At 34.5% G+C, this 22,035-nt stretch carries 20 protein-coding genes; 10 read left to right on the top strand and 10 right to left on the bottom strand.

The genetic code is table 11. The annotated features are described in order from the left end of the window. Positions 1-30 precede the first annotated feature (30 nt). The 4 genes from IC221_RS20700 to IC221_RS20685 all read right to left on the bottom strand — a co-directional run bounded on the left by IC221_RS20700 (position 31) and on the right by IC221_RS20685 (position 5,998). Positions 31-774: a porin family protein gene (locus IC221_RS20700; RefSeq protein ID WP_188170786.1), complete on the bottom strand. Its 744-nt coding sequence runs from the start codon at positions 772-774 to the stop codon at positions 31-33. A gap of 2 nt (positions 775-776) precedes the next feature. Beyond that, positions 777-1,505: a PCMD domain-containing protein gene (locus IC221_RS20695; protein ID WP_188170785.1), complete on the bottom strand. Its 729-nt coding sequence runs from the start codon at positions 1,503-1,505 to the stop codon at positions 777-779. Between the two features lie 262 nt (positions 1,506-1,767). Next, the gene (locus tag IC221_RS20690) at positions 1,768-2,925 is read right to left on the bottom strand and encodes a MalY/PatB family protein (RefSeq protein ID WP_188170784.1); all 1,158 of its coding nucleotides are present in this window, start codon (positions 2,923-2,925) and stop codon (positions 1,768-1,770) included. 94 nt (positions 2,926-3,019) lie between these two features. Then, a complete protein-coding gene (locus IC221_RS20685; protein WP_188170783.1) occupies positions 3,020-5,998 on the bottom strand; it encodes a hypothetical protein in 2,979 nt (992 codons plus the stop codon). A gap of 565 nt (positions 5,999-6,563) precedes the next feature. Here IC221_RS20685 and IC221_RS20680 point away from each other — a divergent pair. Together IC221_RS20680 and cysQ are read left to right on the top strand one after the other, a co-directional pair. Beyond that, complete coding sequence (locus tag IC221_RS20680; protein ID WP_188170782.1) at positions 6,564-7,466, top strand: bestrophin family protein; 903 nt, start codon at positions 6,564-6,566, stop codon at positions 7,464-7,466. Positions 7,467-7,543: 77 nt separating this feature from the next. Next, on the top strand, positions 7,544-8,302 hold the full coding sequence (gene cysQ, locus IC221_RS20675) for a 3'(2'),5'-bisphosphate nucleotidase CysQ (protein ID WP_188170781.1): 759 nt from the start codon (positions 7,544-7,546) through the stop codon (positions 8,300-8,302). 44 nt (positions 8,303-8,346) lie between these two features. Here the strand turns inward: cysQ and IC221_RS20670 are convergent, their stop codons facing one another. Then, on the bottom strand, positions 8,347-9,237 hold the full coding sequence (locus tag IC221_RS20670) for a lysophospholipid acyltransferase family protein (protein WP_188170780.1): 891 nt from the start codon (positions 9,235-9,237) through the stop codon (positions 8,347-8,349). 235 nt (positions 9,238-9,472) lie between these two features. On the opposite strand from IC221_RS20670, the gene IC221_RS20665 reads away from it, so the two are divergent. From IC221_RS20665 to IC221_RS20655, 3 genes are all read left to right on the top strand, one after another. After that, complete coding sequence (locus tag IC221_RS20665) at positions 9,473-10,369, top strand: Dyp-type peroxidase (RefSeq protein WP_188170779.1); 897 nt, start codon at positions 9,473-9,475, stop codon at positions 10,367-10,369. Positions 10,370-10,493: 124 nt separating this feature from the next. Then, positions 10,494-10,757 carry a rhodanese-like domain-containing protein gene (locus IC221_RS20660; RefSeq protein WP_188170778.1) on the top strand — a complete coding sequence of 88 codons (264 nt, stop codon included), beginning with the start codon at positions 10,494-10,496 and terminating at the stop codon, positions 10,755-10,757. 108 nt (positions 10,758-10,865) lie between these two features. Continuing rightward, positions 10,866-11,741 carry a MaoC/PaaZ C-terminal domain-containing protein gene (locus IC221_RS20655; protein ID WP_188170777.1) on the top strand — a complete coding sequence of 292 codons (876 nt, stop codon included), beginning with the start codon at positions 10,866-10,868 and terminating at the stop codon, positions 11,739-11,741. Between the two features lie 25 nt (positions 11,742-11,766). Here the strand turns inward: IC221_RS20655 and IC221_RS20650 are convergent, their stop codons facing one another. From IC221_RS20650 to IC221_RS20630, 5 genes are all read right to left on the bottom strand, one after another. Further along, positions 11,767-12,846, bottom strand: coding sequence for a SpoIIE family protein phosphatase (locus IC221_RS20650; protein WP_188170776.1), 1,080 nt, complete (start codon positions 12,844-12,846; stop codon positions 11,767-11,769). A 16-nt stretch (positions 12,847-12,862) separates the two neighbouring features. Further along, on the bottom strand, positions 12,863-13,459 hold the full coding sequence (locus IC221_RS20645) for a DsrE/DsrF/DrsH-like family protein (RefSeq protein WP_052444670.1): 597 nt from the start codon (positions 13,457-13,459) through the stop codon (positions 12,863-12,865). Between the two features lie 12 nt (positions 13,460-13,471). Beyond that, the gene (locus IC221_RS20640) at positions 13,472-13,708 is read right to left on the bottom strand and encodes a sulfurtransferase TusA family protein (RefSeq protein ID WP_188170775.1); all 237 of its coding nucleotides are present in this window, start codon (positions 13,706-13,708) and stop codon (positions 13,472-13,474) included. A 125-nt stretch (positions 13,709-13,833) separates the two neighbouring features. Next, positions 13,834-16,191, bottom strand: a complete 2,358-nt coding sequence (locus tag IC221_RS20635) for a prolyl oligopeptidase family serine peptidase (protein WP_188170774.1) — start codon at positions 16,189-16,191, stop codon at positions 13,834-13,836. An 89-nt stretch (positions 16,192-16,280) separates the two neighbouring features. Next, entirely contained in the window at positions 16,281-16,850 is a 570-nt protein-coding gene (locus IC221_RS20630; protein WP_188170773.1) for a hypothetical protein, read from the bottom strand. Positions 16,851-17,077: 227 nt separating this feature from the next. Between IC221_RS20630 and IC221_RS20625 the strand changes: the two genes are divergently transcribed. The 5 genes from IC221_RS20625 to IC221_RS20605 all read left to right on the top strand — a co-directional run bounded on the left by IC221_RS20625 (position 17,078) and on the right by IC221_RS20605 (position 21,970). Beyond that, complete coding sequence (locus tag IC221_RS20625; RefSeq protein WP_188170772.1) at positions 17,078-18,730, top strand: glycoside hydrolase family 10 protein; 1,653 nt, start codon at positions 17,078-17,080, stop codon at positions 18,728-18,730. Positions 18,731-18,829: 99 nt separating this feature from the next. Beyond that, positions 18,830-19,387 carry a DUF1269 domain-containing protein gene (locus IC221_RS20620; RefSeq protein ID WP_188170771.1) on the top strand — a complete coding sequence of 186 codons (558 nt, stop codon included), beginning with the start codon at positions 18,830-18,832 and terminating at the stop codon, positions 19,385-19,387. A gap of 216 nt (positions 19,388-19,603) precedes the next feature. Next, the gene (locus tag IC221_RS20615) at positions 19,604-20,161 is read left to right on the top strand and encodes a DUF1269 domain-containing protein (RefSeq protein WP_188170770.1); all 558 of its coding nucleotides are present in this window, start codon (positions 19,604-19,606) and stop codon (positions 20,159-20,161) included. A gap of 219 nt (positions 20,162-20,380) precedes the next feature. Beyond that, a complete protein-coding gene (locus tag IC221_RS20610) occupies positions 20,381-21,193 on the top strand; it encodes a 2,3,4,5-tetrahydropyridine-2,6-dicarboxylate N-succinyltransferase (RefSeq protein WP_188170769.1) in 813 nt (270 codons plus the stop codon). Positions 21,194-21,391: 198 nt separating this feature from the next. Further along, the gene (locus tag IC221_RS20605) at positions 21,392-21,970 is read left to right on the top strand and encodes a DUF3109 family protein (protein ID WP_188170768.1); all 579 of its coding nucleotides are present in this window, start codon (positions 21,392-21,394) and stop codon (positions 21,968-21,970) included. The last annotated feature ends 65 nt before the right edge of the window (positions 21,971-22,035 follow it).

The following is a 22,035-nucleotide window of genomic DNA, read 5'->3' as shown; positions in this document are numbered from 1 at the left end:
GGATCGAGCTTTATTATTTTATGACTAATTTTAATACAATCTATAGGTTGCTCCAATTTTACCATATAAGTTAAATAAATTGGGGTCAACAGTATCATATCCAACTGGGAAAATTCCATTGAATCCCCATGATATTTGAAGGTCAATTGTAAACTTATTGATTTCTTTTTGTGCCCCAAATTGTGCACCCCAATCAAAATTAACGAGATCATTACTATAATCATAAGGGGTATCTCTTCCAACTTCGGCACTCATACCTGTATCATCTGTTAAAATACTTCCTTGTAGTACTTTCCCATCAAAGGACCCATTCATCATATAGGCTAAATAAATTCCTGCAATGCCATACCAACCATTATCTTTTTTACTGAGTGGTAATCGGAACTGAATAGGTAATTCAATGTAATGAAGATCTATTTCTGTATAAACTTCTCCAGTAACAGACCCTTCATTATTATCGCCAAATTTGAAGTAGCGGTCAGTCACATTGGCCGTTGTATTATTCCCTTTTCGAGTATAGAGTAATTCTATTCTTAGTGACTGTCTGGGATTCCCTAATTTGTAATCTCCGTAGATACCAATAGTGGGATTGAAGCTTGTATTCCATTCAAAACGGTCAGGCATATCTTGAAAATAAAATGGAGCTGAAGCACCTAAGTTAAATCCAATTCTTGCCCCTAAGTTCCATTTTTGATCAGTATTTTTAACTTCTTGACTATAGGACAAGAGAGGGGTTACTGCTAGGATTATTAAAGCAAAAAGAAAGTTTTTCATAGTTAATATTCAATTGAAATTTCATCCACATACATCACACTTCCAACTGCACCTCTAAAAAAGTCACCAGCACTACTTGAAGTAAATACAATGATAACATGAGTTGGAGTTGCAGTAGCATCAGCCCAGCCCGTTTCGTCTTCTCTAAGTCTAAAGCCAGGCTCAGGGTTTTGAATTTCTCCGTACTGCACAGTCAATTTCTTTTCAGTCCACTCTGTTATAGTATCACTGTTTTGCATTGCAGCAGTACCGACTCTTTCTATTTTATCACCTTCTCTTTTTTGGAGATACATATAGGCTAAGCAAGAATCAGTTCCTACAATGGTAGTTCCTGTAGTATTAACGTATTGCTCATACAAGTCGCCTGGAGTGTACTTGTAATGAAACGACATACTTTTAGGTCTCTTTGTATAAGGAACACCAAGAATTGCACTTTTTGCGGGGTCTGCTGAATTGTATTCAAATGCTCCAGTGTAAAAAGTAGAGGCTGCAATTCCTGTAAAAATGACTTTTGCAGTTTCTAGTTTTGCCGCACTTCCTTTCACTACATCGGTTTTTTCTTCTGTAGCATTGAATACGCCTACAATAGAAGTTCCAGCATTAGATGTTTCCCATCCGCTAGGATTGAAGTAAGAACCTTTATCTTCCCATGTATCTAATGTTAGATTATCTTCAAAATAAGGTTCAACTGTTGGCGGAGTATCATCATCGCTACAAGAAAATAGAAACATTGTAATGAAAAAAAATGGTAATGAGTGATTGAAGATCTTCATTCTTAAACTAGTTTTAAAAAGTTTTTAATCAGAAAAATTTATATAGAAATAGTGTTTTAGGAAGCAAACGATTGGTTAGGAGTGAACTTATTCAAGTCATCACACTCAATATAAATTCTCTCCTCGTCGTTTCAATATCTTCTCTGAAAACTTCGTTTTACATTATTTTTAAGAGAGTACTAATATAATTTACTATAAAATTAATGAATTTTACGCCTTCTTAAAGAGAATTTGTAATTCTATTGATTGCTTCTTCAAGAATTGGGAAGGGTGTTGCGGTATTCAATCGCATAAACCCAGTACCATCTATTCCGAATTGCCTTCCATCTTGAACACCAACCTTACATTTTTTATAGAAAAATTCTTTTAATAAAGTACCACTTGGTTCTAATGTTTTACAGTTTAACCATAGGAGGTAGGTCGCATCAGGATGCATTACATTGATGGGAGAGTGGTCGAGTTTTTCTTTTACATACGAAATGTTTTTTTCAATATGTTGAAGAAGCCCTTGATACCATTGTTCTCCATGAGTATATGCAGCGATCATAGATTCAGTGGCAAACGTTCCTCCAAAGTCAAAGTGTAAATGTTGTACTAATTGAAGGTATTTTGCTTTTAACATTTCATTTTTAAAAATGAGATAAGCACAATTTAAGCCTGCTAAGTTAAATGTTTTAGAAGGTGCCATACACGTAATTACTCTCTGCTCTGCGATATCAGATATAGAGGCAAAAGGGATGTGCTTATTTCCCCAAAGAGTCAGATCAGCATGGATTTCATCAGAAATGATATTGACATCATATTTTTCACATAAATCTAATAATTGATTCAGTTCTGCTTTGTTCCACATTCTACCTGAAGGATTATGAGGATTACAGAAAACGATCAACTTTAGACCGTTTTTCATTGCATCTTCCACTTCATTAAAATCAATGAAATATCGGTTGTCTTTATTTTGCAATGAAAAAGTAATGAGTTCTCTCTTATTCTTTTGCACATTTTCGTAGAAAGGTGGATAAACGGGAGTGAAAATTCCTACTTTATCATTGACTTCAGAGAAAGCTTGGACTAAGAAACCAAGTGCTGGAACAATTCCTGGAGCAAACACAAATTCATTTCTTGCAATGTCCCATTGATGTCTTTTCTTGATCCAATTTTGTGCAGATTCCCAAAAAACATCCGTTTGCATAGTATACCCGTAGATAGGGTGACTGACTCTCTTTTGTAATGCTTCTACAATTTCAGGTGCTACGGCCAAGTCCATATCTGCCACCCAAAGTGGTATTATATCTTCAGTGCCAAATAACTGTTTTTTCAAACCGTATTTAACAGTATATGTACTTTCTCTATCGTATATTTTATTAAAATCGTAATTCATGTATTCCTATTTAAATTGAATTACAAAAACTACAAAAAAATAAGGGAATCACAATTATGTAATTCCCTTTTTGTGTTTGCAAGCTTAAATTAAACTACTGACAATCTGAACAATCTTTTTTAACGATCAAGTTATCTATTCCAAAATCATTTCCACCAGCACCATTATTATCAGTCCTGATTGAAATGGTCGCGGATCCTGTAAAGTTAGAAATCCAACACTTTTCAAAAGTAGTCCAAGCATTGGTCGCACTTCCACTTACATCGGGTACCAGATGAGGATAGTCCACTCCATCTATTGTCACAATCAAATTGATATCTGAATCATTACTGATATTAATGTCTCCTAAATCAACAGACAATGTATATCGAGCCCCACTTTCCACCATTACATTGGTACTTAAAGCGGCAGGGTTTGATGAACTGATAGACCCATTGACTATCATTGCTGTTGTTGTGTTTTCAAAAGTGGTGAAATAAAAATGATTAAAACTTGGGTTATCTGTTATAATATATTTTCCTTGAGGAATCAACGAATTTGAAGTATTGGAAGCCAACGCATACTCTGATGTAAAAGGAGCGTCATTATTGTCTTCAAAATTAATCTTCAACACTTCTAAGCATGGGCTGGCACGCTGCCATACGGGTGGTGTACAGCTAAATGATATATTGTCAATGGCGAAATCATTTCCTAGCCATTTATCACTTATTTCAGCGATACCTATCGTCACAATACCACTTGCTGGGGCGGTAAACTCAAGGTACATCTGTTGCCAATAGTCTCCTTCTACAAGGTTTAGAGGTTGATCTAATGAAACCCTATTGGCATTATTGAATCCAATATTATAATCAATATACATATCCAAAAGTGGATCATTAAGGTCACCCCATTGTATGACGTTCAATACTTCAGCTGAGAAGTAATACGTTTCTCCTGCCAACACCGGAATATAGTCTTTGAAGAATGTTCTAGAGTCATCGGCAATGCCTGGCTGATTATGTGAATTTCTATTAGAATTATCATCTTGTGCAGCATTTACTACCATGACGTTATCTCCAAGGTCTTTGTTCATAAAACTATGATGTACACTCTTTGGATTGTTGGTGAAAGTGACAAGACCTTCTTCGTTGTTTTGATCTAGACGGTCGGCATAGTTATACCCTCTTAGGTATGTATTGACAAAGGCATTTTTATCTACTATATTTTCAAAATCACCAGCACCATAATCTTCACAATAATTAGAAAAAGCAGAGACAAAGTTGATATCGAAACAATCACTTTCTTCACTTTCATGATCTACTATTTTTACCCATTGAATTACATCTCCATAGTTTAGCCCATTTGTATTTTCTGCAATATGAGCTAGAGGGAAGATATTATTCGTTAACCTTGCAGTACCAATTTCTATCCATTGTCCCATATTGTTGCTACTATTTGTATCCCCAATCCAAGTGTCATTGATGTATCTTGGTTGTTTTCCGTCAGAAGCTACCCAAACGTATACTTTTGCTCTTTCTGAATAAGAATTCCATGCTCTTTGAATGGCTGAGTTGTCCTCATAATATACACCTTGATTATCCTTTTTATAATATTCATAATCAGGACTTCTTCCCCACGTTGTTTCAACGACTTGTATATAAGTGGAGCTCGTAACAACGGTAGGAGCTCGGAATTTCATGATAGCATAGCCTCCATTTCCTCCAAGTGACGTAAACAATTTGGGTCTTTCTCTCAGATCTGCAATATCAGCGTTTGCTGAATTTTTTCTTTGGTCTTTATTGACTTCAGGCATATCATCAGGTGTGACATCATAAGAATAATTAGGTCGGTAGAGTTTCATTTCGGCTAAGTTCCAATACTCATGAAACCAAGCATCGTCATTTGCACCTCCAGGGTTTCGTATTACTCTATCAGTAACCAAACCATCGGTACCACTTTCACCTTCCAAATCAAAAACTTGAGTACATGCCATATCACCGGCAGATGTCTTAGTGAAGTTTTTCCCCTTATCAATGGTCTCTTGCGTGAAAGTAATGCTAGGAGAAGCAATTATATCACCATCAAGCGAATAAATTTTGAACGCGTTTCTCCCAGCAGTGGAAACTATAACATGATTATCACCCATTAATGCCGCTCCTGTTACTTTTTTATCGATATTGAATAGGTATTCCCCATTTACTTTGGGTTTACCGTTCGCTCCCATACCGATCTTAACTTTTATAGCGGCTCCACCATACGCACGAGTAAATGTGATTAAATGCTCTTCTTCGAAACCTCCAGTTTCAACACTACTTTGTGTGAAAGTAATATCTCCTCCCTTAAACTTCAATTTTGAATTTGGATCAAAAGAAGTGGAAACTTGATCATTGCTGAAATAATCATTGGTAAGTTGATCATCGTCGTCATCCTCACCTTCAGCAATTACAATGTCATTTGCTGCAACTCTTAGATAGTTTTTAGTTGTTAAATATTGCATTGTTGAGCCCTGAAGTGATGCAAAATCCCACCAGTCTCGGATGTCTGAATCAAAAGAAACAGCTTTTAGTTTACCGTTTGATAAACTCATTGTTGGAACAACTTCATAAAAACCGCCCGCAATAAATAACCTTCCTTTCCTGTCAAAATCAACTTGTGTAATCCCAACTTTTTTACCAGTATTCACTACACCTTTCCCATTTGCTTTTCTTAATTTGAAGCTTTTCTCAGCCCTGCTTTTTGGTTGGTAGAAGAATATTTTTCCTTCATTATTTCCTTTTTTATTTTTTCCGTTATTAACGATAACGAGTGTTTCGCCATCCGGAGAAACCGTCATATGTGAATGGCCATTAAATGTTTTGAGGTGGTTTAAAAGGGTAGAAGAACCGAGTCCTTGAAAATCGTATTTTACTTCATAGAGGTCTGAATACCCGTTTTTATTGTTTAAAAGATATACCTTTTGACTAAATGGCATTCTTACATTTGATTTTTGATCAGTTGTATTTTTGGGTGTAACAACCTGCTCGTTGATTTTGGTTTGACAAGCAAATCCAATTAGCAACAAGGTGAGTAAACCTAGTTTTACTAGTTTATACATGATGTTTTCAGTTAAAAGAGAAATTATAGTTTAAAAGCACAATTGGGTTTGTTCAGAATACAATCTTGTTGTTGTTTTAAAATTACCTTTGAAAGTAATTTGTTGAAATCTTAAAACAGAAAACAAGCTTCATTGTTGGACATTTGATATATTGATAAACAAGCCCATTCAAGTACAGTAAAGAAGTAATTTAGAGTGAATTAATATTTATGGAAATTATAACAATAGAAATAAAATTGTTCTGTCATATTGCAAAATAACAAATTTTGAACTGTTATTTAAATCCTTGATTATCATGTAATAATACACTTTGTGAGTGGTATGATATAGTTTTAGTTAGCTGTAATTCGAAATGATTTACAAATTGTAAAAAATAGTTCTTTGGTGTAAGAATATTGATTGAAAAAAAGAATTTGTTGAATTATTTAGCTTAAACAATAAAAAACTTCCATTCATTACATGAGAAGATATTTTTCTTTATTTTTTTTGAGTGTATTGTTCTAAATTAAAATCATAGTTTAAAAACATACCAATACTTTTTCATTAAGAATTACATTTAAATTAAATGGTAACAAGACTGTATATCCCTTGGAATAGGTTAGTTAGTGATTTGTGGTTTTCAGCCTTAATTATCACCATTTACATGCTATTTCTCTCAATTTTAGATGATGAGCACCTATTAAACAACCTAAGCTTGCCTTTAGGCATTATCACTGTACCTGGTACGGCTATTTCATTATTATTAGCTTTTAGAACCAATTCATCCTATCAGAGATGGTGGGAAGCAAGAATGGTTTGGGGAGCCATTGTAAACGACAGTAGATCATGGGTACGCCAATTAATGACTTTTGTAAAAACCGATCCTAAGACAAAAGATGTTGTGATTGAAATGGCTTTTCGTCAGGCCGCATGGTGTTATTCATTAGCAAGACATCTTCGAAAACAAGATACATTAAAAGATATTGGAGGTTTAGTTCCTAAAGATGAATTACCTAAGTTGATGAAGAGTAAGAACGTTCCTAATTCTTTATTATTTACACAAGGAAAAATGCTGAGAGACCTCTACAAAGACGGTTACATTGATACATATCAACTTGTACAACTGGATGAGACCTTATCAAAATTAACGGACTCAATGGGTAAGTGTGAACGAATTAAGAATACGGTCTTTCCGTCTATGTATACATTGTTATTGGAGATATTAATTTACTTATTCATATTTTCAGTTCCATATGGTTTAGTGGAGACGAATGGATTAGTTTTATTGGTCACTAGTCTTACATTAGCCTTAGCATTTTTGGTTATTGAGAGAATTGCGACTTACCTGCAAGATCCATTTGAGGATAAATCTTCTGATACCCCAATGCTTACACTTTCAAGAACTATTGAAATAAATATCAAAGACGAATTAGGGAATATTCCTTTACCAGATGCATTAAAACCTATCCGTCCACACGTTTTGATGTAAAATATTTTTTTTCTAACCATTGTTAGCCCTATTTTTGATGTCTAATATTCCGGAAATAAATTAAACAAACACTTACAATGGATTTAGAAAAAATTTCTGAAGAAATAATTCAGATTGCTGTTGACGCAGGACATGCGATTTTAGAAATTTATAAGCAAGAAGATTTAGGTGTAGAAGTGAAATCAGATAACTCACCTCTAACACTTGCAGATAAAGCCTCTCATGAGGTAATCATGAAGGGATTATCAAATTTTGATTTCCCGATTTTATCGGAAGAAGGTAAGGAAATGTCTTACGACGAAAGAAAAGATTGGGAAACGTACTGGTGTGTAGATCCATTGGATGGAACAAAAGAGTTCATCAACAGAAACGGAGAATTTACTGTAAACATTGCATTAATTTCAAATAAAAAACCTGTATTAGGTGTAATCTATGTTCCTGTTAAAGATGTCATTTATGTGGGTATCGATGGAGTAGGGGCCAAGAAAGGTGAAAAAGGTATTCTTGACCCAATCAAAGTTGAATGGAAAGCGGGAGACCGTGTTGCAGTAAGATCAAAATCTCATGCTAACCCTGCTGAGGAGGAAATTTTAGAGAAATACCAAGTAACTGATGCAATGTCAGTAGGTAGCTCTTTAAAATTCTGTATGGTTGCTGAAGGAAAGGCAGACCTTTATTACAGACATGGACCTACTATGGAGTGGGATACAGCTGCAGGTCAAGCAGTAGTAGAAGCTGCTGGAGGTACTGTTTTTGTTGGCAATACTGAAGATGAAATTTTCAGATACAATAAAGAAAACTTATTAAATGGAAGTTTCTTAGTATTAGGAAAATAAATAAAAAACGCCTTGAATTTTAAAAGTTCAAGGCGTTTTTGTTTCTAGGCAAAAGTAGAAGTCATGATTTGTTCTTCAGGCTTTCTATCTCTTTTCCATCTTTTATGTGTCCATAGCCAATATTGTGGATTGTTGATAATATCCTTTTCCAATATTCGGTTATGCTTTACCGTAATTTCACCGTGAGGTTCTAGCAGAGGGTTCTCAGTGACCACTTCAAAATTAACGACATAATAACCTCTTTTAGGTTTTGTGATTCTTGTATAAATCACCACCATGTCGTTTTCTTTAGCATATTTTTCAGGACCAAAGAAACATGCTGTTTCTTGATTTAGGAAATTAGTCCAAATAACATTTTTACTAAAGGTAGGAGATTGATCAGCCCCAAAAATTAAACTAAAAGGTTCATCATGTTTTTTATTGATAAAATCTTTTGCAAAATCTTTCTGGATCATTTGCAAGCCAAATTGACTTCTAGACTCAGTAATTCTTCCATTGAAAAAATCATTACTTAACTTAGAGAACAAACAACTCACTTGTCGTCCAACCCAACCTGTTGCCGTTGTGGCAGCATATTCATAATTGTTATAATGCCCGCCGACAATACATAAGTTTCTATCTTTATATTTTTCTAATAGATCAAGGTCTTTATAGACACATCTTTCAAATATTTCTTCTTTTTTAATGTTGAAAACTTTAAAGCTTTCGCAAATTATATCACACAGGTGTTTGTAAAATTCACTTTCTATGTGTTTTAGTTCTTCTTTTGATTTATCGGGAAAAGAATTTCTTAAATTTTCACGTACCACAGATGTACGATATCCTAGTATTTTATAAAGTATAAAATAGAGTACATCAGAAAAAGCATAAAGTAGCCTGAAAGGCAGCAAGGTTATAGGTAAAATGAAAATCGTATAAATTATTTTAGTCAACATGTGGTGGTTTATAATGTATAATAGATATTGTTGCAATATTGCAATATAACAAAAATATATATCACTATTTCTTAATAGAATGCTTTGTTAAACACTTGATTAGGTGAATTAGTAAAATTTATGACAATTTTTGATGCGTTGAGATTGTTTGCTAACAATTATCACCATAAAAACACAAATTGAGCTCTTATCTTTAACAAAAAATATTCTATCATTTAATTTTAATTACACCGAAATGCCTAATTATCAAGAAGGTATATTTACAGACAATGCAAATTGTTTTAATGTATCTGAATACAAATTAGTTGAAAATGACCTTACTAAAATCAGAAAAGCGATTCATACAGTACTAGAACGTAAAGCGGAAAATATAAATGTTGTAGTATCGTTTGGTAAAAAGTTGTGGTCTATGTTATCGGACTTTACTTTGGGAAAATTCAATGACTTCTCAACCTTAGAAGGTAAAAATGGGCATCAGATGCCTTCCACTCAAGCAGATCTTTATTTCAGAGTTTTGGGAACGGACCAATCATCGGTATTAGATGCGACGCTTCAAATTGAGGATATATTGAAAGACATTTTTGAAGTAGTTCTTTCTGAAAATGGATTTGTATATAAGGACAATAGAGACTTAACAGGTTTTGTAGATGGGTCGGCAAACCCAAAGGAGGAGCAAAAATACCTTGCGGCACTAATTCCTGCAAACGAAATTGGAGCTAACGGCAGTTTTGTATTTCATCAAAAATGGGTACATGACTTAGATAAATTCAATCAGTTGCCGGTTGCTGTACAAGAAAAAATAATCGGTAGAACAAAAGAAGATAGTATTGAGTTGGAAGGGGATGATATGCCGGAAAACTCACATGTATCAAGAACAGATGCTAAACATGATGGTGTTGCCATGAAAATTTGGCGTAGGTCTTTTCCTTATGGCTCAGCTTTAGAAAAAGGATTGTTTTTCATTGCCTACACTTGTGATCCTTTTAGAGTGGACATTCAATTAGAGAGAATGCTCGGTAATACTGAGGACAAGGTTTCTGATAGAATTATGGAATTCTCTACAGCGGTTTCAGGAGGATATTCTTTTGCTCCTTCAGTTGAAGACTTAGAAAAAGCATTAACAATTCACTAAATCTTTCATTACATCTTTTGTTTTGAACGTGAACTTTTGTCAGTGTGATATTTGTTACAGTTGTATTGTTTACAACCTATTACCTTTGAACTAATAAAAGTTTAGGATAAATAATAATAACACTATGAATATTAATGAATTAAGAGCAGAAGGTGCAAGAATATTGGATGTGAGATCAAAAGAAGAATTTGATGCTGGCCATATTGAAGGCTCAGTAAATATATCTGTAAATGAGATACAATCAAGAATTGGTGAGGTGAAGGATTTAGGTTCTCCTCTGATTGTATGCTGCTTGTCAGGAGGTAGAGCAGGGGTAGCTAAAGCCCTCATCGAAGCTGCTGGGGTCAAAGAAGTATACAATGCAGGTGGTTGGGAAAGTCTTTTATAGGTTTTAGAAGATATTTTTTGATTGCATTCTTATTCTATTAATTTTGAACACATATTTGAGGTGTAGAAAAAACAGCTTGAATATGTGTTTTTTTATTTAAATTATCAGATGAAAGTTTCCAAAAAATATCTTTTACAACAAGGCCCAATGCTTTATGTAGTAGGAAGAACCTTTGTTCAAACGCTACTCCCTTTTCTTAAAAAGTCATCAGGTGATTTTTCAGGATTACACACTAAAACCGTTTCTCCGCCTTCCACAGACTTACAAGAAATATACAAAAGATGGACGGGAGCCGAAGAAAAGAGGTACAATGGCTTGCCACCACATATGCTATCGCAGTTTGGACTTTCATTTGGGCTAAATGTACTTAATCAATTAAAATACCCCCTCGCCAAAATCATTAATCAAGGTGTCGAGATCAAAAGTCATCAAACGTTATCTGGTCATCATAACATTGACTTAGAGACTGAGATCATAAGTGTTGAGGAAGAGAATGGTAGGGCTAAAGTTCGTCAGAAAATGATGATCTTTGAAAAAGGGATATTGTGTATTGAAGTGTTGCTGTTTGTTTCTTTTATCATAGGAAAAAAACAAAAAACGAATGCTAAAAAAACTCAGGAAGAAGAGTTGACTTATAAATCGATCGGGAAATGGTCTGTTCAAAAAAATGCCGGTTTTGAGTTCGGTGTTTTGACTGGAGATTTAAACCCTTTGCACTGGGTTGATTTTATAGCAAAGGCAACACCCTTTAAAAGCACAATCCTTCATGGCTTTGGAATGTACGCTAAGGTGTATGAGATGATCCAAAATAGCTTGGATGTGAATCTAAAGGTAATGGGCGTAAAGTTTATTAAGCCAGTGAAGTTACCAAGCAGTGATCTTGAGGTGAAAGTTTCTGAAGAGAGAAATAAAGATGGAGATTTTGAATTAGAACTCTTGGATGCAGAGGGCAATAAGTTAATGGTAGGGTCCTATAATTTTTAATCATAAAACCCTACTTTACTTATCTTTATGCTATTTCAAGCCCTGTAATAATAATATCATCAATTTGTTGCTCGTCTTTCATCCATTCCGTTAGGAAATCCTCCAAAAGACTTTGATGTTGGAAAAGAGGCTTTGATTGAATCGTATTCAGGAACCTGATCAAGTTTTTAGAGCCTAATTTTTTATTTCTAGGGCCTCCAAACTGATCTGTTACACCATCAGAGAAGAAATAATATCGGTCACCGGGTTTTCTTTCGTATTCCTTATTTGTAAACACTTTTTGATCAACAGAATTATCACCAACAGTATATCGGTCACCTTTCACGACTTCTAATTCTCCATGGTCGGAACTTCTAAAGTACATTCTTTTGGCACTTGAAATGCTTATCGTTTTACTTTGAAGGTCTTCACAAAAGATTGTCATATCAATACTGTCACGATTACTATTCTCATCATCCTGTTTAAGTAGGGTAATGATTGCTTCATCAATTTTTGTATTGAGAATCTTAGGATTGACAATATTTTGCTCTACTACAAAACGGTCCAATAATGTAATAGCAATGAGTGTCATAAAAGCACCTGGTACGCCATGACCTGTACAATCTGCCACCACAAAAATATTGTAATCACCGACTTTTTTACTCCAATAAAAATCTCCTCCTACTAAATCTTTAGGAGTGAAGATTTTGAAGTAATTGGAAAGGTTTTTTCGAAGTGTTTCTGAAGAAGGAAAAATGCTCTTTTGTATATTTTGAGCATAATGTATACTGCTTAGAATTTTTTCATGTGCTCTTTTGATGATATCCGCTTGAAGCTTATGATTTTGTAAGTTTACATTCAACGTTTGAGCAATATTTAATTGCTCGTTGATCATTGAAAGTTCTTCTAAATGCTCACTTAACTCTTCATTCTGTTGCTGGATTTCATTTTTTTGATCAATGATTCTTTCTTGAGCGTCTTCAAGGTCTACAAAAAGCTCGGCTATACGAATATTGGCGTCTGCAAGGGCTGTTTCACTCTCTTTCAGGCGTTTTATTTCTTCATTTTTAGCGTTGAGTTCTTTCTCTAGTTCCTTTATTTTATTTTGTAGATCATCCACTTTCATAAGAAAGCATTCTAGTTTAAAAAGTAAGAGTGATGTTTGATTCAGAGGCTTCCTCTATGTATAAAGCAACGCCACCAAAATCAACATCTTTACGTATTTCGTCAGTAGTAATTCCCATCATTCCCATTGTCATCTGGCAAGCAATTAATTTTGCTCCCATGTCAATTGAAAGATCAATAAGGTCAGGAAGAGTTTCGATGTTGTTTTCTTTCATCATCATCTTCATCATACTTGTGCCTACACCCATCATATTAAGTCTTGAAATTGTAGTGGACTTAGGATTACTCGGTAACATCATAGTGATCATTTTCTCTTTGATGTTCTTTCCTTTATAGATAGATTTTTCTTTGAGAGCGTTTATTCCCCATAAAGTGAAAAAGAGTGTGACATCCATTCCAAAACTAGCAGCTCCATTGGCAATGATAAATGCAGGAATGACTTTGTCTAATTCAAAGCTCGTCACAAGCATTGTGATTTTCTCATTTTCCCTAACCTGAACAGTACTGAGTTGTTGTTGAATATTTTCAAGTTGATTTTGAAAGGCTAGAGTTTTTTCGTTTACTTTTTCTTCAACAAGAGCGTCAATATATTCTTTAAGTTTTTGGTCTTCCATTACTCTGATAAGTTATTTAGTTTTTTCTATAATAGCGATTCTACTTCTACCTTCTTCTGCATATGATATTAAGAGGTGGCCAGTTTTTCTGATCCAAGCTTCTACGTCTGCCTTAAATGCAGGATCAGTAGCAGTTACCTCTATTTGTTCATTAACTTCAATGGTTCTAATAGTTTTTGCTATTCTTACGATTGGCATTGGGCAATTGAGGTTGCTACAATCCAATACATGTTTTTTTATTTCTTCCATAGTACGAGCAAGTCTAGTAAATTGAACAATAAATTTGAATGTTTTATTCTGAAATATAGGAAAAATACAAAAAAATATACTAAAACAGCTACCCTTTTAGAGAGTAGCTGCTTAATTTTTCAGAATTATAATTTTTCTTGAAACAGGTTGAAAATCCTTTTGTATTCATCAATCCAACTTGTAGTTTCCTTAAAACCGTGAGGTTCGATGGGGTAAAGTGCCATATTCCAATTTTCTTTTTTGAGTTCAATTAATCTTTGTGATAATCGCACTACATCTTGAAATTGAACGTTGTCATCGACCATCCCATGTAAGATTAATAAATCTCCTTTTAAACCTTCAGCAAAGTAAATAGGAGAACTTCTTTTAAAAGCTTCTGGATCTAGTGCAGGGGTGTTCAAAATATTGGAAGTATAAGGATGATTATAGTGTGCCCAATCAGTAACCGAACGAATTGCGGCACCTGCTTTAAACGTTTCGCTTTCATTGAACATCGCCATTAAAGTGATAAATCCACCATACGACCCTCCGTAAATACCGATTCTGTTTTGATCAACTCCCTGTTGTTCGACTAAGTATTTTGCACCGTCTACATGATCTGATAAATCTAAGCCTCCCATATGACGATAGATACCCGTTCTCCATTCTCTACCGTAACCTGCAGAAGCTCTGTAATCAATATCCAATACAGTGTAGCCATTATCCACAAGCATGTTATGGAACATATACTCTCTGTAATAAACACTCCACCAATTGTGTGCATTTTGAAGATACCCTGCACCATGTACAAAAATTACAGCTTTGTGTTGGTCCTTGTTCGCTTCAGGCTTATAAAGTCTTGCATGAACATCTTTACCATCTTTTGCTTTGAAAGTAACTACGTTAGGGACTCTCCATTCGTATTGATCAAATGCTTCGGTGGTGGACTTAGTTACTTTTACCCATTCAGCATTTGGTTTGTTAGCTTGAATGTATAATTCCTCAGGTTTGTTGGAGTAAGAATAAATATCTGCAATATATTTTTCATCGGGTGAAAGCGTGCTATTATGGTGCCCAACAGCTTCCGTAATTTTTATCATTTCCCCTCCGTTGATACCCACTTTGTAGAAGTGAACTTCGCTACTATTTTCTTTATTTGAAGTTAAATAGAAGTATTTTTTATCTTTTGATACTTCCGTTTTATGGATTTCAAAATTGCCTGATGTAATTGCTTTCGTCTCTTTGGTCTCCACATTATAAGTATATAAGTGGGAGTAGCCCGTTTTTTCTGATTGATACCAAAGCGTATTTTCATTGATCCAACCAATTGGTTCAATCCAGAAATTCCATCCACTAATACCTGGACCACCAATCCATGCATCATCATGTTGACGATCTATTTCTTCAAATGATCCATCTTGTAAGTTAATTTGGATTAACCATCGGTCCTTATTGTCATAGGCTCTGACGTCTGCTATTGCATAGTTATTTTGAGGTGAAAAGTGAGGGGGATGCATCACAACCTTTCGTGTTTGATTCAATAAAGACGAATCTCTTTCAGGATAATTTTCAAAATATTTTGGAGTGTCTTGAATACCTGAAAGTTGACTAAGATCGATAGTGTAGACAGTATCTTTATTGACATCATACACGAAGTTTTTAAAAGTATTTTCTGGACTACCGACTTTAGGGCGAGCATTTTGCATTTTGACATATCCAGTACCTTCAACCCAAACGGGCATTTCAGTGGCATGATTTCCTACACTTTTCCCTAAAGAAAATACAGCATAGTTGGCATCATTACTGACTACAATATCTGAAAGGTACTGACCGTTCAAATAGATTTTTTCTTTTGATTTGATACTTGTCAACTCATTATGTTGCTCTCTGGCCTCTTTTCTTTCTTCTCTGCGTCTTACAATCTCGAATAATTCTTTTTGTTGCTCTTCTAGAAAGGCATTTTGAGGAGAAGTTGTTGGTGTTTTTGGAGCGTTACCTCTTACAATGTTCGTCACCTGATTTGTGATTCCAGTCTTCTCATCCCAAATAAAAATATTATTTCCTTGCTTGTAAGCAATTTTAGCATTGTCATCCAAAAACTTTACATTCGATTTACTCTCAAGCGTATTGGTTATTTGTTTTTGAACCCCTTTTTTGAAGTCATAAACAAAAAGGTTGTGATTTTTTATATAAACTTTTTTAGTTTGATCACTGTTCCAACTACCATAAGCCGAGGGAAGGTGTTTTTCCTCTTCAGGTGTAACTTTTGAGTATTGTTTTGATTTAATATCAACCTTATACAGCGACTCAAAAGCATTATTTTCTTTATTCCAATAAAAATAGATGGTCTTAGAGTCCTTGGCCCAAAATGCCTTTGTTGGTGATTTGCCAATGTAATCTTCACCACTCATGATCTCATCAAAAGTCAGAACACTTTGATTTTCTTGAGCCAACGAAATGATTGCTCCCAAAAGTAAAGGGAGCATTAAGTAAATTTTTTTCATCGATTTAATTTATTGAATTGGTAGGTAATGGTTTTGAGCCTTAAAATATTAGGTCAAATAATAATTTAGCTTATTGATAAGGCCGAAGTTTATTGTCCTTTAATAGAATACTCTCCAAGCGTTTGAAAAGTCATAGAATCACTTCTTACAGCAGATCTTAGGTAAACATCAGTGACAAAAAAGGCAGTGTCTGCTTTCATTATCAATCCAGCACTATCTTCATTAACATTCAAAATTAGATCCAGTGATTTGTCAGTTATATTGGCAGGAATATCATGGATATAACCCACTCTTGTTCTTTCATCTAATGTATTACTTAGGTACACATCAATAGAATCAATAATCACCAAACTAGAATCAGTTGGAGCTATCACACTAAGTGTAATTCTCTTAAAGCTAACCGTTTTTATTTTCGTTAATTCAATTTGTAGCTTCTGAAAAACACTATCTCTTGTGTTGGAATAAGCATAAGGAACACTTTCAATTCTCTCATTAGGTGGAGTTAATATGTAATAAGAGTTCAAGGAAGCCATTTGTAAGTTTTGGATCGTCAAATCATCCAACTCATTTTCAACTCCTATGTAACTACAACTTATGAATGTAAATCCTACAAAAAGACTAATAAAAAAGGTATTTAACTGTTTAAAAAAATGCTGCATAATGTTGAATTTGTGAGTCACAAATGTATGAAGTGATTCAAATTTTCCCTAATTAAAAGGTATAGCAATTCATAAATTAAAGTGAAATCTATAAATAATGGAAGATAAACTTTTAATTTCCTTAATATTATCAAAATTTGGTCGTAAATTTAATGGTGTTTTATTACTAATATATAGAGTTTTTTTAATCGAAGTACTCTTTTAAATATTTAATTAAATATTTGATAATGAGGTTTTTATCATTTTTTATTACTACTGTTTTACTCACTTTTCAATTATTTGGACAAGATCATTATCCTAAAAGAGAATTCAGAGGGGTTTGGGTGGCCACTTTAAATGCAATTGATTGGCCTTATGATATTCATGACAATGCTTCACAGCAGAAAGAAGAATTTATACGCTTGCTTAACTTTCATAAGAAAAGAGGAATCAATACAGTAATTGTTCAAGTGAGAGCAAGTGCAGATGTGATTTACCCAAGTAATTATGAACCATGGGCTAAATGTATTTCAGGTGAACAGGGTGTACCTCCAAGTCCGTTTTATGATCCTTTAGAATTTATGATTAAGGAAGCACATCAAAGAGGAATGGAGTTTCATGCATGGGTCAATCCTTTTAGAGCAATCACAAATACAGAATATGTAAAAGTTACGGATGATCATATTGCTAAAACTCACCCCGAATGGATTTTAAAATACAACACTTTGGCAATACTTAATCCTGGTATTCCAGAAGCTCGAGAATACATTATAAAAGTAATTGAGGAGTTGATCTCTAACTATGACATTGATGCATTGCACTTTGACGATTACTTTTATCCTTACCCTGATCATGGAGAGATTAAAGGAGATAGATTGACATACAGAAAGTATAAAGTTACAGGAGAGAATATCCGTGATTGGAGAAGAAGTAATATCAATACATTTATTCAGGACGTTCATGAACTATTACTTCAAAAAAAGCCAGGCTTAAAATTTGGTATCAGTCCTTATGGTGTTTGGAGAAATGATAGAATGGATATGGACGGTTCACCAACCAAATCGGGTTATACTTCATATGATCATCTCTATGCTGATGTGAGGTTATGGTTACAAAATGGTTGGATTGATTATGTGGCACCACAAGTATATCAAAGTTCACAACACCGAAAAATTCCTTTTAAACCTTTAGTGACTTGGTGGTCTCAAAATACCTTTGGAAAACACTTGTATGTAGGTCACGCCACTTACAGGGTACAAGTAAGTTTGGAAAGAGGCTGGAGAGATAACAATGAGTTACCATTGCAGATCCAACATTGCAGAGATTTAGATAATGTATTGGGAAGTGTATATTATAATTCTACCTCTTTATTAAACAACCAAGGAGGAATTGCGGATAGTTTAATGCAATTCTATGAGTATCCAGCATTGCCTCCCCTAATGCCATGGATAGATGCTACAAAACCTAATACTCCTTTATCTGCTAAAATTATGACAGGAAAGGAGGGGATAAGTCTTGAATGGGAAACGCCTCAAAAGGCTAAAGATGGAGATTTCCCAAAATACTACGCCATTTACTCATCGGTTAATGGTAAACTTCCTGATATTGAAGATATAAGAAATCGTATTGCATTACTGCCTGCAGATCAAACCAGCTATATTGATGAAAGAACAAATTCATTAGAAGAATTTACTTATCTCATCACATCTATAGATCAATTACAAAATGAAAGCCTTCCTGTATTGCCTTCTTATCCTAAGGATAATAATGTCATTCTTCCAGAAAATTACACCGAAAAAATGATAGTTGAATTACAACAATCTGTATTGAAAACAATATGGGGTGTGGCTGATAGAGTGATTGATAATCAGGGAGTAACAATGATAAAAGAAGTCAATTAAGTGATGCTCGTCATCAAAAAAGTACATTAAATATGTGAAATTGTAAGTGTAGATAATACAATATCTCAATTGAATATATTTTACCAAACTTGTACTAAGATGAAAACTTTTAAAAAACTGATTGTTGCCATTTATAATGATGAGCATAAAGCAAATGAGGAATTCAAAATTCTTTCCAACAAAGAGAAGAAAGATGAGCTTGATTTGAAAGCTTACACAGTAGTCACTAAAAGCAAGGAAGGGAAGACAGTTCTTCATGACACCGAAGGCCGTGATGCATTTTGGGGAGCAGTGATCGGCGGTTTGATAGGCATGCTTATCGGGCCAGTTGGAGCTATTTATGGAGCCGCTTTGTTCGCAGCAGAGGTATTTGCAGGTTCAGTTGCTGCAGGAGTAGGAGTAGGTGCAATCGCAGGATGGTTGAATAGTGACGCGCTCAAAATTCCAACAGATTTGTTGACAGACATAAAGAAATCAATTCATCCAGGAACCTCAGCTATTGTAGCGGTAGTTGAAGAAGATTGGGTGGATGAAGTAGAAGCCGTTTTAGCTTCTGGTGCTGAAATGATGCATCACTATCAGTTCTCAGATACTGTAGTAGAAAGATTTGAAGAAGACTGGAAGCAATTTGAAAAAGTAAATAACCCAACGAATTAATATATGATTTGATAATTACTCTTATTAAAAACGGGATGTTAAAACATTCCGTTTTTTTTATGTGAATAAAAAAGTGAAGATATTTTTAAATATTTGAAAATCAATCATGAAGTGTTTGTTCAATAGGAATGATTGATTTTGGTGGTGGTTATTATTAAAAAATAGTGATATTTATATAGAGTTTTTTTATATCAGAATTAACCAAACTTACTTAAAATGAAAACTTCCAAGAAATTAATTATAGCAATCTATAATGAAGAGCACAAAGCAGATGAAGAATTCAAAATTCTATCTTCAAAAGAAAAAAATGATGAGCTCGACCTAAAAGCTTATACTGTAATCACAAAAAGTAAAGAAGGAAAAACAGTACTTCATGACACTGAAGGTCGTGATGCTTTCTGGGGTGCTGTAGTCGGTGGTTTAATTGGAATGTTGGTTGGCCCAGTAGGAGCAATGTATGGAGCTGCTGTTTTTGCATCACAAGTTTTGGCCGGTTCTCTTGCTGCAGGAGTAGGAGGCGGAGCTATTGCGGGATGGCTGAATAGTGATGCACTCAACATACCAACAGATCTACTGAAAGATATCAAAGAATCTATTCATCCAGGAACTTCAGCAATCGTTGCTGTGGTTGAAGATGAGTGGGTGGAGGAAGTAGAAGCCATTTTAGAATCAGGCTCACAAATGATGCATCATTATCAGTTTTCTGGTTCAGTAGTGGAAAAGTTTGAAGAAGACTGGGAGCAATTTGAAAATGGACAAAACTTGACGAAATAATTCAAGTTGTATTTCCTATAAATTGTTTCATAAAAACGGGATGTTAAAATATTCCGTTTTTTTTATAACATAATGTTATATTTTTCACTATGTGTGATATTATTGTTTAAATTCTATAACCATTCTATAAATCACATCAAAATTATGTACTTTTGCGTGGCCTTTTGATAAGGCTATACGATTTTTAAATATCTCAAACTAAAAGACGAGAGAATCAAAATGTCTAGACAACAATTAATCGAGCAAGCATGGGAAGACCGTGCGTTATTGCAACAACAAGAATATATTGATGCTGTAAAAGCTACAGTTGAGGAATTAGATAAAGGTACTTTAAGATGTGCTGAGCCAGTGGCTGATGGTTGGCAAGTAAACGAGTGGGTAAAGAAAGCTGTAATTATGTTTTTCCCACTTGCTGAAATGGAAACTATCAAAGTTGGTCCTTTCGAATTCCATGATAAAATTCCTTTAAAGAGTGATTACGCAGAAAAAGGTGTTCGTGTAGTACCTCACGCTATTGCTCGTTACGGTTCATTCGTAAACAAAGGGGTAATCATGATGCCTTCATACGTGAACATTGGTGCTTATGTTGATTCAGGTACAATGGTAGATACTTGGGCAACTGTAGGTAGCTGTGCACAAATCGGTAAAGACGTTCACCTTTCAGGTGGTGTTGGTGTAGGTGGTGTACTTGAGCCAGTTCAAGCTGCTCCAGTGATCATCGAAGATGGTGCTTTCGTAGGTTCTCGTTGTATCTTAGTAGAAGGTGTTCACATTGGTAAAGAAGCAGTATTAGGTGCAAACGTAACGCTTACAGCTTCTTCTAAAATCATCGACGTTACAGGTGATGAGCCAGTAGAATACAAAGGTTATGTTCCTCCAAGATCAGTAGTGATCCCAGGTAGCTACACTAAGAAATTCCCAGCAGGTGAATTCTCAGTAGGTTGTGCGATCATCATCGGTCAAAGAAAAGAAAGTACTGATAGAAAGACTTCATTAAATGATGCTTTAAGAGACAATAACGTTTCTGTATAAGTAACATTAGATCATATTTTAAGAGGGATTGTAGCAATGCAATCCCTTTTTTTATGCGATTTTCAAAAGTTAACGACCAATAATGAGCATTTTAATTCAGAATATTCGACTTTTGCATATTGAAATAAACTTGAAACAATTGTTTTAGAATTCAGTTTCAAGTTTTGTGAAAAGAATAATAACCAATCTTTTAAAAAAGTGATTGTAGTTGATAAAGTCGTTTTAAGTGATGACATGATGTCTGAGGAGTTTGTTTGCAACTTGGACAAATGTAAAGGAGCCTGCTGTGTAGAAGGTGATCTTGGTGCACCGTTGAATGAGGATGAGTTGGAGAAAATGGAAGAGGTTTATGAGAAAGTAAAACCTTACATGTCTCCTGAGGGAATTGCAGAAGTAGAACGACAAGGAAAATACATCAAAGATTTTGAAGGTGATTATTCCACTCCAACAATCGATAACAGAGAGTGTGCTTATGCCATCTATGATGAGAAAAAGTACCTGCACTGTGCTATTGAGAAAGCTTATTTAGATAAAAAAGTCTCTTATAGAAAACCGATTTCTTGTTACTTATACCCGGCAAGAATCACCAAGTATGATGCTTACGATGCGGTGAATTATGACAGATGGGAAATCTGCTCTGATGCTTGTGTATTAGGAAAGGAATTAAAAGTACCGGTCTACCAATTTTTGAAAGGGCCTTTCATTTCAAAATATGGAAAAGAATGGTATGAGAAGTTGGAAAAAGAAGTCCAATTGATGAAAGAGAACTTAAGATAATACATAGGGTTTGTTTAGAACTCAATAAGCATGTTTGGAGTAATCAGAAGAGAGGATTCAAACAT

Source organism: Flammeovirga sp. EKP202, from assembly GCF_014534745.1.
Taxonomy (GTDB): domain Bacteria; phylum Bacteroidota; class Bacteroidia; order Cytophagales; family Flammeovirgaceae; genus Flammeovirga.
The sequence above is the reverse complement of the archived record's forward strand: the minus strand, read 5'-3'. Positions and strand labels throughout refer to the sequence as shown.

Coding starts and splice junctions, on each gene's coding strand:
- IC221_RS20620 (WP_188170771.1), top strand. CDS start 18,830: ATGAAAACTTTTAAAAAACTGATTGTTGCCATTTATAATGATGAGCAT.
- IC221_RS20670 (WP_188170780.1), bottom strand. CDS start 9,237: ATGTTGACTAAAATAATTTATACGATTTTCATTTTACCTATAACCTTG.
- cysQ (WP_188170781.1), top strand. CDS start 7,544: ATGGATTTAGAAAAAATTTCTGAAGAAATAATTCAGATTGCTGTTGAC.
- IC221_RS20680 (WP_188170782.1), top strand. CDS start 6,564: ATGGTAACAAGACTGTATATCCCTTGGAATAGGTTAGTTAGTGATTTG.
- IC221_RS20650 (WP_188170776.1), bottom strand. CDS start 12,846: ATGAAAGTGGATGATCTACAAAATAAAATAAAGGAACTAGAGAAAGAA.
- IC221_RS20655 (WP_188170777.1), top strand. CDS start 10,866: ATGAAAGTTTCCAAAAAATATCTTTTACAACAAGGCCCAATGCTTTAT.
- IC221_RS20610 (WP_188170769.1), top strand. CDS start 20,381: ATGTCTAGACAACAATTAATCGAGCAAGCATGGGAAGACCGTGCGTTA.
- IC221_RS20630 (WP_188170773.1), bottom strand. CDS start 16,850: ATGCAGCATTTTTTTAAACAGTTAAATACCTTTTTTATTAGTCTTTTT.
- IC221_RS20690 (WP_188170784.1), bottom strand. CDS start 2,925: ATGAATTACGATTTTAATAAAATATACGATAGAGAAAGTACATATACT.
- IC221_RS20660 (WP_188170778.1), top strand. CDS start 10,494: ATGAATATTAATGAATTAAGAGCAGAAGGTGCAAGAATATTGGATGTG.
- IC221_RS20695 (WP_188170785.1), bottom strand. CDS start 1,505: ATGTTTCTATTTTCTTGTAGCGATGATGATACTCCGCCAACAGTTGAA.
- IC221_RS20635 (WP_188170774.1), bottom strand. CDS start 16,191: ATGAAAAAAATTTACTTAATGCTCCCTTTACTTTTGGGAGCAATCATT.
- IC221_RS20700 (WP_188170786.1), bottom strand. CDS start 774: ATGAAAAACTTTCTTTTTGCTTTAATAATCCTAGCAGTAACCCCTCTC.
- IC221_RS20640 (WP_188170775.1), bottom strand. CDS start 13,708: ATGGAAGAAATAAAAAAACATGTATTGGATTGTAGCAACCTCAATTGC.
- IC221_RS20685 (WP_188170783.1), bottom strand. CDS start 5,998: ATGTATAAACTAGTAAAACTAGGTTTACTCACCTTGTTGCTAATTGGA.
- IC221_RS20625 (WP_188170772.1), top strand. CDS start 17,078: ATGAGGTTTTTATCATTTTTTATTACTACTGTTTTACTCACTTTTCAA.
- IC221_RS20665 (WP_188170779.1), top strand. CDS start 9,473: ATGCCTAATTATCAAGAAGGTATATTTACAGACAATGCAAATTGTTTT.
- IC221_RS20645 (WP_052444670.1), bottom strand. CDS start 13,459: ATGGAAGACCAAAAACTTAAAGAATATATTGACGCTCTTGTTGAAGAA.
- IC221_RS20615 (WP_188170770.1), top strand. CDS start 19,604: ATGAAAACTTCCAAGAAATTAATTATAGCAATCTATAATGAAGAGCAC.